Source organism: Halorubrum rutilum, assembly GCF_042665015.1.
Taxonomy (GTDB): Archaea; Halobacteriota; Halobacteria; order Halobacteriales; family Haloferacaceae; genus Halorubrum; species Halorubrum rutilum.
Genome location: NZ_JBHTBL010000010.1, coordinates 14,735 through 27,604 on the forward strand (window position 1 = coordinate 14,735; position 12,870 = coordinate 27,604).

The 12,870-nt window shown below is 70.2% G+C and carries 11 protein-coding genes and 1 tRNA gene; 4 read left to right on the top strand and 8 right to left on the bottom strand.

Annotated elements, in window-relative coordinates:
- The first annotated feature begins 286 nt into the window (after positions 1 to 286).
- A complete protein-coding gene (locus ACFQMF_RS10980; RefSeq protein ID WP_256410187.1) occupies positions 287 to 544 on the top strand; it encodes a DUF7561 family protein in 258 nt (85 codons plus the stop codon).
- Positions 545 to 1,004: 460 nt separating this feature from the next.
- Here ACFQMF_RS10980 and ACFQMF_RS10985 read toward each other — a convergent pair whose 3' ends face one another.
- Entirely contained in the window at positions 1,005 to 3,368 is a 2,364-nt protein-coding gene (locus ACFQMF_RS10985; protein ID WP_256410186.1) for an amino acid permease, read from the bottom strand.
- Between the two features lie 233 nt (positions 3,369 to 3,601).
- On the opposite strand from ACFQMF_RS10985, the gene ACFQMF_RS10990 reads away from it, so the two are divergent.
- Positions 3,602 to 4,711 (top strand): pyridoxal-phosphate-dependent aminotransferase family protein, encoded by a 1,110-nt coding sequence (locus ACFQMF_RS10990; protein WP_256410185.1) that lies wholly within the window; start codon positions 3,602 to 3,604, stop codon positions 4,709 to 4,711.
- Positions 4,712 to 4,734: 23 nt separating this feature from the next.
- Here ACFQMF_RS10990 and ACFQMF_RS10995 read toward each other — a convergent pair whose 3' ends face one another.
- Genes ACFQMF_RS10995 through ACFQMF_RS11005 form a run of 3 tightly spaced genes read right to left on the bottom strand, consistent with a single transcriptional unit; the run spans position 4,735 to position 6,325 of the window.
- Entirely contained in the window at positions 4,735 to 5,067 is a 333-nt protein-coding gene (locus ACFQMF_RS10995; protein WP_256410184.1) for a hypothetical protein, read from the bottom strand.
- 10 nt (positions 5,068 to 5,077) lie between these two features.
- Positions 5,078 to 5,377 carry a DUF424 domain-containing protein gene (locus ACFQMF_RS11000; RefSeq protein ID WP_256410201.1) on the bottom strand — a complete coding sequence of 100 codons (300 nt, stop codon included), beginning with the start codon at positions 5,375 to 5,377 and terminating at the stop codon, positions 5,078 to 5,080.
- A gap of 21 nt (positions 5,378 to 5,398) precedes the next feature.
- On the bottom strand, positions 5,399 to 6,325 hold the full coding sequence (locus ACFQMF_RS11005) for a tetratricopeptide repeat protein (protein ID WP_256410183.1): 927 nt from the start codon (positions 6,323 to 6,325) through the stop codon (positions 5,399 to 5,401).
- A gap of 614 nt (positions 6,326 to 6,939) precedes the next feature.
- Here ACFQMF_RS11005 and ACFQMF_RS11010 point away from each other — a divergent pair.
- Positions 6,940 to 7,605, top strand: coding sequence for a DUF7119 family protein (locus ACFQMF_RS11010; RefSeq protein ID WP_256410182.1), 666 nt, complete (start codon positions 6,940 to 6,942; stop codon positions 7,603 to 7,605).
- Here ACFQMF_RS11010 and ACFQMF_RS11015 read toward each other — a convergent pair.
- Entirely contained in the window at positions 7,581 to 8,927 is a 1,347-nt protein-coding gene (locus ACFQMF_RS11015; protein ID WP_256410181.1) for a M20/M25/M40 family metallo-hydrolase, read from the bottom strand. The two genes, ACFQMF_RS11010 and ACFQMF_RS11015, sit on opposite strands and share 25 nt — an antisense overlap.
- Positions 8,928 to 9,039: 112 nt before the next feature.
- Between ACFQMF_RS11015 and ACFQMF_RS11020 the strand changes: the two genes are divergently transcribed.
- Positions 9,040 to 9,113: transfer RNA gene (locus tag ACFQMF_RS11020), tRNA-Lys, on the top strand.
- Between the two features lie 204 nt (positions 9,114 to 9,317).
- Here ACFQMF_RS11020 and ACFQMF_RS11025 read toward each other — a convergent pair.
- The 3 genes from ACFQMF_RS11025 to ACFQMF_RS11035 all read right to left on the bottom strand — a co-directional run bounded on the left by ACFQMF_RS11025 (position 9,318) and on the right by ACFQMF_RS11035 (position 12,800).
- The gene (locus tag ACFQMF_RS11025; protein WP_256410180.1) at positions 9,318 to 9,974 is read right to left on the bottom strand and encodes a lactate utilization protein; all 657 of its coding nucleotides are present in this window, start codon (positions 9,972 to 9,974) and stop codon (positions 9,318 to 9,320) included.
- Between the two features lie 312 nt (positions 9,975 to 10,286).
- Positions 10,287 to 11,939, bottom strand: coding sequence for a thermosome subunit alpha (gene thsA / locus ACFQMF_RS11030; RefSeq protein WP_256410200.1), 1,653 nt, complete (start codon positions 11,937 to 11,939; stop codon positions 10,287 to 10,289).
- A gap of 318 nt (positions 11,940 to 12,257) precedes the next feature.
- Entirely contained in the window at positions 12,258 to 12,800 is a 543-nt protein-coding gene (locus tag ACFQMF_RS11035) for a KH domain-containing protein (protein ID WP_049983967.1), read from the bottom strand.
- Positions 12,801 to 12,870: the final 70 nt, after the last annotated feature.

Here is a 12,870-nt window from a genome sequence, read left to right on the forward strand (position 1 = left end):
CGAGGAGCGCGCGCGAGGGACGCGGTGAGCGCTCGGAGAGCGCGAACCGCGAGGCTGGGGAGGTGTGAGGCTGCGGTGCTGTGCGGGCGGTGGAACTCAAAGGGGCAGCCGCGAGGGCGAACTCCGCCGACGTAAGCACTGCAGGGAGCGAGCACCGCGAGCGACCGAAGCGCGCAGCGAGGCGCAGGAGCCCTCGCGGCTGGGGCTTTGGAGGTTATCACCGTCGATATGCTAGCGATCACGTTTCCGCCGACACGCATTAGCGCTCGGAGTCGCTAGCCTTCGTATGGCCTCGGAGTCCTGTTTCGTCTGCGAGCGGTCCGTCAGGATCGCCGGCGGGATCGGCGACCTGTGGAACTTCGCGTTCGAGTCGACGCAGGGGATGACCCTGGAACTGACCGACGGCGCCGAGTTCTTCCTCTGTTTCGAGTGCATGGAGGCGCTCCCCGACGACCACGAACCGACCGAGGCGGACGTCGTCGACCTCCGCGAGCGCACCGACCCCGTCGAGGCGGACGGGAACGACTTCTGGCACTGGAAATAACCCGCCGGATCGGCGCGTTCGGACAATCGATCGTTTATACCGTAGCTGTCACGCGAAGCGCCTCGGAAACCCCAGCCGCTCGCTTATAAATACGTGTCTGCGGATCGGCGGTGAACCTCTACAGCCCCAGCCGCGAGGCGCTTCGCGCCTCTGGCAGCCGGCGGCGAAGCCGCCGGCGACTGCACCTTTGAGTCCCACCCGACCGCGACCGCAGCCTCACGCCTCCCCAGCCTCGCGGTTCGCGCTCTCCGAGCGCTCACCGCGTCCAGCGAGGGACCGGAGGTCCCTCTGGCAGCCGGCGCGTAGCGCCGGCGACCTCGCGCGTGCTCCTCGCGCCCTCCGGGCGCTCGCAGGCACGCGCCACTGCCTATCTCAGTGGAAACGGAGCGCATCGCCTCCGTGTTCGCTGATACCTGATTCCCGCCGGCCGAGTCTACGCGTCTACCCGCCGGCTCGGGCCTCACTTCGCCGCGCCGCCGTCGTCGTCGGTCCCCGGCGTCGACGGGTCGGGTTCGACGCCGGTGTCCGCGGGCGTCTCCGCGGCCTCGGTGATGTCGGTCGCCCGCGCGCCGCTCCCGAACAGCCGGTCGAGGAGCCCGCGGTCGCTCTTCGGCTCGGCGAGCAGCACGGAGCACTCCACCTCGTTGAGCACGTCCAACACGAGCGATCCGCTGACCAGCCGCGAGAGCAGCCCCTGCTGGGTCGCGCCGATGATCAGCATCGTGGCGTCGCGGGCGGCGCGGTCGATCGCCGTCTCGACGTCGCCACTCTCGATCCGCAGCGTCGCGTCGGCGAGGTCGTGCTCGGCGGCCCATCCCATGAGGAACCGCCGGCCCGCCGCCTCGTCGTCGGCGACGTGCAGCAGGGTGACGTCGCCGTCGAACTCGGCCTGGAGCATCCGCGCGACCGCGCCGGAGAGGTCCGAGGCCGGGCCGCCGGCGGTCGGGACGAGGATGCGCGAGGCGTCGAAGCCGCGGTCGCGGAAGACGAGGAAGTCCGAGGGGAGCGAGTGCGCGAGCTCGTCGACGGCGGACTCGGCGCGCCCCGGCGCCCCGTGGGAGTCCTCGCCCCAGCCCATCACCGTGATGTCGGCGCCGTAGGTGCGCGCGGCGTCGAACACCTCCTCGAACACGCGGTGCGAGAGGACGACGTGCGTCTCCACGTCGACGCCGAACGTCTCGGCGTCCTCGCGCGCCTGGTCCAGCAGGCCGTGGGCCGCCTCGTGAGCGCCGCGGTCGCGCGCCGCCTCCAGCGACGTCTGGTCGGGGACGTTCGCGATGTTGACCGCGACGACCGTCCCGTTCCGCTGCTTGGCGATGGCGGACGCGAGCGTGATCAGGTGCTCCTCGGTCGCGGGGTTCGCGAGCGGCACCATCACGCGGTAGTCGTCGCCGCTCGGCTGGACCGAGGTCGCGGCCGACACCGCGGCCTTCGGCAGCTCGTCGGAGCGGTCGAGGATCCACGCGCCCAACACGCCCCGCGACTCCACCTTCCCGCGGGCGTACAGGAGGTACCAGAGCAGTGCGAAGGCGACGAGCCCCCCGGAGATCGCGATGATCCGGGGTTCGATGTAGCCGATCAGCGCGAACGACGACACCGTCCCGATTATCGGCACGACCGGGTAGAAGGGGACCTCGAAGTCGGGGTCGTACCCCTCGACCTCAGACTCGCGCATGACGATGAGCGCGAGGTTGAGCAGGCCGTAGACGATGAGGTGGAGCACGGAGCCCATCGTCGACAGCGACTCGACGCCGCCGGCGACGAGGAAGACGAGGATGAGCGCGCCGGTGAGCGCGATCGACTTGTACGGGGTGCCGAAGCGCTCGTGGATCTCGTTGAGCTTCGGGGTGACGATCTTCTCGCGGCCCATCGCGAAGTTGATCCGCGACGACGAGAGGATCGACGCGTTCGCGGAGGAGGCGGTCGCGAGCAGCCCGCCGATCAGCAGCATGCCGGCGCCGACGGCCCCGAGCGAGAAGCCGAACACCTCGTAGTTGCCGAACAGCAGGCGGGCGGCGTCGACCACGGCGGTCTCGTTGTTCGCGACCAACTCGTTCGGCACCGCCGCGAGCAGCACGAGGAGGAACAGCGCGTAGACGACCGTGACGATCACGACCGAGCCGAGGACCGCGAGCGGGAGGTTCCGCCCGGGGTTCTTGATCTCCTCTGCGACCGAGGTGATCTGGACGAAGCCGAGGTACGAGACGAAGATGATCCCCGTCACCGGGAGCACCTGACTCGTCGTCCCCGGCGGCGCGAGGGGTCGCAGCGACGACATCTCGGCGTTCAACAGACCGACGACGGTGAAGACGGCGAGGATCCCCAGAAGCGACATGACGATGACGATCTGGAGCCCGCCGGTCTCCTTCGCGCCGAAGTAGTTGACCGCGATGAACAGGAGCGCGCCGGCGAGCCCGATCACCTGCGCGGCCTCCAGCGTCACCGGGCCGAGCCCGACCGGTCCGAGCCCGACGAGGGCGTTGACGTACTCGCCGAAGCCGTACATGTAGAACGCCGACGCGAAGGCGAGGCCGAGCCAGTTCGCCCAGCCGGCGACGGAGCCGAACATGGGCCCGAGCGCCCGGTTGACGTAGAAGTACGCGCCGCCTGACTTCGGCATCGCCGTCCCGAGTTCGGAGGCCGACAGCGCCGTGAACAGGGCGATGACGCCGCCGAGGACGAACGTGAACGCCGCGAGCGGGCCCGCCCGCGCGACCGCGGTCCCGGGGAGGACGAAGATCCCCGCGCCGATCATCGTCCCGATCCCGATCGTGAGCGCCGCCAGCGGCCCGAGGTCCTTCGCGAGCTCCTCGTCGCCGCTCACGCCGGTCCACCTCGGGCGGTTGTGACTCGCCGGGCGTCTGTCATACGCTACTTCTCTCCTCGTCCGGTATAAACCCGGCTGATCCGGGCAACGACGCCGTCTCCGGCGCCCGAGGTCGCGCTCCGGGACGCGCGTGCGTTCGTCCGTCCGTCTGTCCGCCTCGCGCCCCCGGTCGAGCGTATCACAAGGACCATACCGTCTCGCGACCCGATACGATCCATCAGGTGGATCCCGTGACGAAGAAACGCGAATACCGAGACGACTACCAGGACAAGACGCTGTACATCCCCGGCCCGACGGAGGTCCGCGAGGACGTGATCGAGGCGATGACGGAGTCGACGTTCGGCCACCGGATGGACCGGATGACCGACCTCTACACCACCATCGTCGAGGACACGAAGGAATTCCTCGGCACCGACAACGACGTGATCATCCTCACCGCGTCCGGGACGGAGTTCTGGGAGGCGTCGACGCTGAACCTCGTCGACGACCGCGTCCTGGTGCCGACCTGCGGGGCGTTCAGCGAGCGCTACGCCAACGTCGCCGAGCGCCTCGGGAAGGACGTCGACCGGCTGGAGTACGAGTGGGGCGAGGCGGTCAAGCCCGAGGACGTCCGCGACGCCATCGAGGCCGCCGACGCGGAGTACGACATGGTCGCGGGCGTGATGAACGAGTCGTCGACCGGCGTCCGGAACCCGATCGAGGAGATGGGCGACGTGATCGCGGAGTACCCGGACACCTACTTCGCCGTCGACGCCGTCTCGTCGCTCGGCGGCGACTACGTCGACATCGAGGGACACGGCATCGACGTGATCTTCGCGTCCACGCAGAAGGCGTTCGCGATGCCGCCGGGGCTCGCGGTCTGCGTCGTCAGCGACGACGCCTACGACCGCGAGGTCGAGAAGGGCGACTCCTCGTGGTACGGCGGCTTCCGCCGCGCCATCGACTACTACGACCGCAAGGGCCAGACGCACTCGACGCCCGCGATCCCGATCATGTTGGCGTACCGCAAGCAGATGAAGCGCATGCTCGACGAGGGCCACCGCGCCCGCGACGAGCGCCACCGCGAGATGATGACGTACGTCCACGACTGGGCGGACGAGCACTTCGCGATGTTCCCCGAAGAGGGGTACGAGTCGCAGACGGTCGCCTGCATCGAGAACACCCGGGGGATCGACGTCGCCGGGGCGATCGAGGACGTGAGCGAGGAGTACGACATGGCCTTCTCGAACGGCTACGGCGACCTCGGCGAGGAGACGTTCCGGATCGGTCACATGGGCGAGCACACCGTCGAGAGCGTGAAGGAGCTCACCGACGCCATCGAGGACGTCGCGGACCTGTAGCGCGGTCGGTCTCCGTTACCCCGTCAGTCGTCCGACCGCGGCTCGACCAGTTCGATCCGGTACCGGCGTCCGCCGGCCTCCGTCTCCTCGACCGCGACGACGACGAACGAGTGGTCGCCGACGTCGACGATGTCGCCCGTCGAGAGCGGCCCGTCCGGGCCGGGAATGCCGCGCCGCCGGCGGTTTCGACGCGCCCGCTCCGGGTTCTCGCGGTCGCCCTCCGTCCCCTCCTCGACGACGTCCGGCGCGACGCCGATGACGGCGCGCTCGGCCTCGATCGCGCGGTTCCAGAACGCGTCCGACGGCGGCCGCGGGCCCAGTCGCTCCGCGAGCTCCGCCCGTCCGAGTCGCTTCATACGGTCCCGCTCACAGCCAGAGCAGTTGTGCGTGTCGGGTTCCGCCGACGTCGAGCACCGTCTCCTCGTCGACGAGGCCGGCCTCGACCGCGACGCGGACGGCCTCGACGCCGACGATGTTCGCGACCTGCGCGCGGCCGAGCCCGGCGACGACCTCCTCGGCGCTGGCCTCGACGGCCTCGTCGCCGCCGTAGAACTCCTCGGTGACGTCGAGCGTCACGGCGCCGTCCTCGTACGTCTCGCCGAGGCAGTCCGCGTCGCAGACGGAGACGAGCGTCCCCTCCGCGGTCTCGCGCTCGCGGAGGAGCATCGCGGCGGCCGGATCGCCCATCTAGAAGCCCTCTGGCCCCTCGCCCTGGAGCTCTCGCTCCGGGGGCTCGGCCGCCTCGTCGCGCTCGCCCGGCTGCCCGCCCCGGCCGCCGCGGCCGCCCGCCTGTCCCCCCGGACCGCCGGCGCCGCCCCGACCGCCGCCTCGCCCGCGACCGCCCCCACCGCCCGGCCCGGGCGCCTGCCCGGTCTGTTCCTCGACCATCTGCTCTTCCGCCTCGCGCCGGATCTCGTCGGCGCGGTCGGCGACCTCCTCGGCCTGCTCGTGCTCGCCGGCCTCTTCGAGGGCGCGCGCCTTCTCTTCGAGGACGCCCGCGCTCCGGTAACCGAGCCGAATCGCGTTGTCGAAGCAGGTGACGGCGTCCTCGGCGAGCCCGCGCTCGACCAGCAGGAACCCCCGGTTGTACCACGCCTCGGCGAAGCGCGGGTCGGTCTCGACGGCGCGCTCGGCGTGTTCGAGCGCCTGCTCGGTGCGGCCGAACTCCCAGAGCGCGTACGCGAGGTTGGTCTCGGCGGTCGCGGCGTGCTCCGAGTCGTCGTCGATCCGCAGCGCCTCCTCGTAGGCGCCGATGGCCTCGTCGTACTCCTCTAACTCGGCGTGAGCCGCGCCCTTGTTCACCCAGGCCTCCTGGGCCTCCAGCGAGTCCTCCTCGGCGAAGTGGGCGGCGCGCTCGAACGTCTCGGTCGCCTCCTCGAAGCGGTTGATCCCCATATACGAGAGCCCGACGTCGATGAGTCGCTCCACGTCGATGGCGTCGCTCTCGACGTTGCGCTTGTCGAGGATGTCGGTCAGCACGCGGGAGTCGACGGGGTCGACCGTGTTCGGGTCGGCGTCGAGCTCCTCGGGGTCGAGGGTGAACTCCTCGTAGTCGGCGTCGACGCCCTGCCCCGCGGAGAACTCGTGGCGGTCGCCGTCGCGTTCGTCGGTCATACGGCCCAGTTTGACGGTCACGACGCGTAAGGGTTGCGTCGCCGACTGGACGGATGTGGTTTATACGCACCTTCCGTCGTTATGAGTCGCATTGATCGCTTATACGCAGTTGCTAGCGCGGTGAACATCTCCAAAGGCCCAGCCGCTCGCTTATAAACATCTAACTACAGATAGACGGTGAACATCTTCAAAGCCCCAGCCGCGACGACTCGGAGGCCTTGCTGCGCTCCTCGCTCGCGATGCTCGCTGCGGTGCTTACTGCGGCCGCCTTCGTCCTCGCGGCTGCCCCTTTGAGTCCCACCCGCCCGCAACCGCACCGCAGCCTCACGCCTCCCCAGCCTCGCGGTTCGCGCTCTGCGAGCGCTCACCGGCTCCCTCGCGCGTGCTCCTCGGCCGCGAGGCGGCCTCGGAGGCACGCGCCACCGCAATTCGATGATAAGTAACCGTGACGCCGCCTCACGGCACACGTATAAACCACATCGTTGCCGTCGGGCGGCTGTCGCTCTCTTCGGGCCGTCATCGGCGGTCTCGCGGTCCGTCCGGGCTCGTCCCGGTCGTGAGCGAATCCTGCCCCGGTGCCGGTCGCTTATATGCGTACACCCGAAGATGAGCGTATGAACGAGGACTCCCGCGCTGACCGCCGCTCTCCCGTCGGCGAGCCCGTCGTCCGGGCCGACCCCGAGGTGACGGGCGAGCGGGCCGCGGAGGCGGTCGGCTTCGACCCCGACGACCCCGAGAGCGTGGCCAAGGCGGCCGAGACGGTGGCCCGCTTCGCGGCCGGCGACGTCGGCGACGAGGACAACGTCCTGATGCTGCGCGGGGCGGCCGCGTGCGCGGCCCTGGTCCGCGGCGTCGGCTCGTACAAGGCGGCCGCCGAACGCGCGGGCGACGACGTCTCCGTGGCGTTCATCCGCAAGTGGGCCCGCGTCCACGACCTCCCGCAGGCGATCCGCCGACAGGTCGCCGGGGGGCGCATCGCGCCGAGCGCGGCGAAACACGTCGCGCGCCTCGGCGGCACCGACCGCTACCTCCTCGCGTGGGCGACCATCGACGGCGACCTCACGGTCCGCGAAGTGCGCTCCATCGCCTCCGCGGTCAACGACGGCGCCGACGTCGAGGCCGCCGTCCGCGACGTGGGCGCCGAGCTCGGGGCGCTCGGCGTCCGCCTCCCCCTCGACACCTACGTGGAGCTCCGGCGCCGCGCCTCGAACCGGAACGTCGAGCCCGGCGCGCTCGTCGCCGAGGCGCTCGACGGCTACTTCGCCGACGCGCCCGAGTAGCGCGCGGCGAACCGACCGACCGCGGCCGCGATCGCCGCCCGCCCCTTCTCGACCTCGTCCCACGCGATCGTCTCGTCCGGGTAGTGCGCCTCCGTGACGGTCCCCGGCCCCAACAGGACGGTCGGGATCCCCGCCGCGACGTAGTGCCTGGAGTCGGCGCCGTACGTCGCCCCCGTCGGCTCCGGGTTCGGGAGGCCGGCGTCGACGAGCCCCGCCCGCGCGGCCTCGACGATCGGCTCGTCGACCGCGACCTCCGCGGGTTCGAACTGCACCGAGAACCGCTCGAACGTCGGCGGGCGCTCGCGCAGCCACGGGTCCTCGGCGGCGACCTCGTCGAGCCGCTCGCGGAACGCCGCCTCCACCTCGTCGACCGTCTCCCCGGGCGCGACTCCGATCCGGAACTCGGCGGTCAGCGCCGCCGGCACCGTCGACGCCCACGACCCGGCCTCGACCGTCCCGCAGACCACCGGCCACGGCACCGGGAACTCCCCGTACAGGGGATGCGTCACCGACTCGCCGCGCTCGGTCTCCAGCTCGGCGAACGCCCCCCGGATCGCCTCGAACCGCGGGAGGACGTCCTCGCCGCGCCAGCGCGTGGCGGCGTGCGCGCTCCGCCCGGTCAGCTCCAGCCGCGCCATGAGCGACCCCTCGGTGGCGACCACGGGGCGCAGCTCGGTCGGCTCCGCCACGATCGCCGCGTCGCGCTCGAAGGGGTACGGGTTCGCGAGCGCGGCGGTCGCCGCGCCGTACCCGCCGTCCTCCTCGCCCGCGACCGCCTCGACGACGACCCGGAGCCCGCCCGGCGCGAGGTCGAGTCCCCCGCCCTCGGCCGCCGCTCGCACGTCGAGCGCGGCGCCCACGCACGCCGCGACCCCCGACTTCATGTCCGCCGCGCCGCGGGCGGTGAGGGCGTCGCCGTCGGCGTTGCCGTCGATCCCCTCGCTGGCCTCCCCCCACACCGGCTCGAAGGGGTCGCTCGACCACTCCGCGGGCTCGGCCGGGACCACGTCGATGTGCCCGTTCAGCACGACCGCGGGAGTCCCGTCGCCGTCTGGGTCGCCGCGTCCCGTCCCCGCCGCGTCCGCCCCGCCGAGTTCGAGCACGCCGCCGACGCTCCGGCGCCCAGCCACGTCCGTCTCGTCGAGGTCGTCCGGGAAGGAGGGGTGGTCCGCGAGGAGGTCGGCGTCGGCGCCCCACGCGTACGTCTCGAAGCCGAGGTCGTCGAGCGTCTCCTCGACGAAGTCGGCCGCGGCCGCCTCCTCGCCGGCGGTGGAGGCGAACCGACAGAGGTCGGCGGCGAACGCCCGCATGTCGAAGTCCATGCTCGCGGGGACGTAGAGGGCCGGGAAACCGTTTCGGATCCGCCGGACTGGAACCTCGTCGCGGGCGGTTTCTAAACGTTTATCCGTGGTCTGGCCCTACCGATCCGTGCCTGGGCCGGTAGCTCAGTTAGGGAGAGCGTCCGGCTTTTAACCGGACGGTCGGGGGTTCGAATCCCTCCCGGCCCGCTGTACCGCCGCGAGCAACATCGCGAGCGGCGGTGCTGTGCTGAGGGAGGGATTCGAATCAGAGAACGGAGCGAAGCGGAGTGACAGTGGTTCGAATCCCGTCGCGCCCGTACTCCTCGCCGCGAAAAACACCGAGAGCGACGCGACCGCTCCAAGTCGTCGAAATCGAGGGAAAAAGCGCGTGACGTGTCGCCGAAACCGAACTCAGTATCCGAGCCGCTCCCGCACGAGGACGACCGTCGTCCGGCCCTCCTCGGTCTCCTGCCGGTAGATGAGCTGTTTCGCGATCGACGATTCGACGCCGTACGCCTCCTGCGCGCGCTCGTTCTCCAGCGGGTACGCGACCGACTCCAGCCGGTCGAGGGCGTCGTCGAGCGTGGGGACGATCTTGTTCACGCCGCTGACGATGACCACGTTGCCGGCGGCGAACGGGTACGCCCCGACGCGGCTGCCGGAGAGGTCGGCGGCGACGAGCTCGCCCGTCTCCGCGATCGCGTTGATCCCGCCGAGGAAGTAGTCCGCGGTCTGTGACTGCCGGCGCGCGGCCTGTCGCTCGGCGTCGTCGTCGATGCTCCAGATCTCGTCGGCGAGGCTCTCCCACTCGTGGTCGCCCTCGCTCAGGAGGTCGTCGAAGCCGATCTCTTCGAGGGTCGTCGAGTGGCCGTTCATCACGGACGCGCCCGCGGGAATCTGTGCTTCGACGGCCTCCAGCGCCTCCGCGGCCGAGTCGACGACCACGACCTCGAAGCCGCTGGCTTCGAGCCCCGCGACCGCCGAGTCGACGGTCTCGTCGTCGGGAAGCTGGTCGAGCGCGTCGTCGATCTCGGCGTCGTCCGCGTAGTCCGCTTTCTGCTGTGGCATGATGAATCAAATCGGACGGGACGGGCCGCGTCGCACGCGATCGCGGCGCCCGCGTCTCGTGGTCGATCGGAGGGGCGGCCGGCACTTAACGGCTCGCGAACCCTCGTGTCGGGTGGTTACGTCGGTGTTATCGTCGTGTCGGCAGATCGAGTGGAACGGCGTCGCGAGCGACGAGCCGTCGGCTCCGCGAGCGGTCGTCGATAAAAAGCGCGTGTCGTCGAGGCCCGTAAGGGGCGCGCGACGGTCGGTCGGGAGGCGGTGCGGTTCGGCGTCAGGTCGGAGTCAGGGGGCTGTGTGAGTTCTCGCCGAACTTCACATCGCACCGCCCATACCGCCCATGCCGCCCATGCCGCCGCCCATGCCGCCGGGCGCGCCGCCGGGGCCGCCCTCGTCGCCGCCGTCGTCGGTGCCGCCGCCCTTGAGGTCGCCGGCCGCGATGACGTCGTCGATGCGGAGGATCATGACGGCCGCCTCGGTGGCGGACTCGATGGCCTGGGTCTTGACGCGGAGCGGCTCCACGACGCCCTCGGCCTCCATGTCGATCACGTCGCCCGTGTAGGCGTCGAGACCGGCGCCGAACTCGCCGGCGTCGTGCCGGGAGCGGAGGTCGACCAGCGAGTCGATGGGGTCGAGACCCGCGTTCTCGGCGAGGGTGCGCGGGACGACTTCCAGCGCGTCGGCGAACGCCTCGACGGCGAGCTGCTCGCGGCCGCCGACGGAGTCGGCGAAGTCGCGGAGCTGCAGCGCGAGCTCGGCCTCGGGCGCGCCGCCGCCGGGCAGGACCTGCCCGTCGAGCAGCGTCGTGCGGACGACGCCGAGCGAGTCCTCGATGGCGCGCTCGACCTCGTCGACGACGTGCTCGGTGCCGCCGCGGAGGATGAGGGTGACGGACTTCGCCTCCTCGACGTCCTCGACGAAGATGCGCTCGTCGCCGCCGATGTCCTTCTGGGCGACGGAGCCGGCGAAGCCGAGGTCGTCCGACTCGATGTCTTCGAGGTTGGAGACGACGCGGCCGCCGGTCGCGCGAGCGAGGCGATTCAGGTCGCCGGACTTCGCGCGGCGGACGGCGAGGATGCCCTCCTGCGCGAGGTAGTGCTGCGCCATGTCGTCGATGCCGTCACCGACGAAGACGACGTCGGCGCCGATGTCGGTGAGGTGGTCGACCATCTCGCGGAGCTGCGCTTCCTCCTGGTCGAGGAACTGCTGGAGCTGGTCGGGGTCCGTGACGTTGACCTCGGCGTCGATCTCGGTCTCCTTGACCTCGATGGCGCCGTCGAACAGCGCCACGTCGGCGTCCTCGACCGCGAAGGGCATGTTCTCGTCGACGCGCTCCTTGTCGACGATGACGCCCTCGACGAGCTCGGATTGGTCGATCGAGCTGCCGACGACCTTCTCGACGGAGACGTTCTCCGTGTCGATGCCGTCGTCGTCCTTGACCGCGAGGACGGCGTCGACGACGAGCTCGGCGAGGAGGTCCTTCGCGTTCTCGGCGCCCTTGCCCGTCATCGCCGTCTGGGCGATCTCGACGAGCGTGTCGTAGTCGTCCTCGGAGACGTCGATGGCCTCGTCTTCGAGGATCGCCTTGGCCTCCTCGGCGGCCTGGCGGTACCCCTGCGCGAGGGTGGTCGCGTGGATGTCCTGGTCGAGGAGCTCCTCGGCCTGGTCGAGGAGCTCACCGGCGACCACGACCGCGCTCGTGGTACCGTCGCCGACCTCGTCCTCCTGCGTCTCGGCCACCTCGACGATCATGTTGGCCGCCGGATGGTCGATGTCCATCTCCTTCAGGATGGTGACGCCGTCGTTCGTGACGACGACGGACCCGCCGGAGTCGACGAGCATCTTGTCCATCCCTTTCGGACCGAGCGTGGTGCGGACGGACTCCGCGACAGCCTTCCCGGCCGTGATGTTCATGTTCTGGGCGTCCTTTCCGGAGGTGCGCTGCGACTCCTCGGAAAGTACGATCATGGGCTGATTGCCCATCCGCTGTCGCTGAGACATAATCAACCTTTGATTGTTTGTGATTCTATATAAACCCTTCGTTCGACGCGTGCGAAACCGCGGCACGGTGGGGGATATTCGAGCGGTATGTGTCTCGTTATCACGGGTGTTTATATAGAACGACAGATCGGGCGGCGGGACGTGACTACGTATATACTGACTGTGGCGGCGCGTGCCTGTGAGGCCGCCTCGCGACTGGGACTTTGGCGGTGTTCTTCGTGGATCTGTCACCGGACGCGTACAAACAGACAGCGACGCCGACCGCGACACCGACGAGCGATTCGACTACTGCGGCGCGTTGAAGCTCACGTCGTCGTCGAGCTCGTTCGACATCCGCTCTAAGTACGAGTACACCGCGCCGTGCGGGGCGCCGTCGAGCAGCATCCCGACTGCCCGGCGAACCACTTCCAGCTCCTCGGGCTGGCCGACAGCGCCCACGGTCGACCCGTAGACGACGACGTTCGCGCCGGACAGCTCCTCCAGTAGCTCCCTCGTCCGACCGTTCTCGCCGATGATCCGGCCTTTCTTGCGCTGGAGGTCGTTGTCGTTGCGGGTGTGCTCCGAGAGGTCGATCAGGTCGAGCGTCCGGAGGTCGTGATCGAGGATCGACAGCGCCGTCTCCGGCGTGAACCCCCGCCCGATCGCCTTGATCACGTCCGGCGCGACCATCGCGGCCACGGGGTCGTCGCGCTCCTCGATGGCGACGCTGCCCGACTCCGAGTCGACGTCCAGCCGCACGTTCGCCCGCTCTTCGATCTCTCGCATCGTCTCGCCGCCGGCGCCGATGACGACGCCGATGCGGTCCTGCGGAACCGTCACGTGTTGCATGCGTCGGAATACCCGGCGAAGCCTTTTAAACGTGTTCCGGTCGCGCCGGGCGTGCGGTCGCGTAACGTGG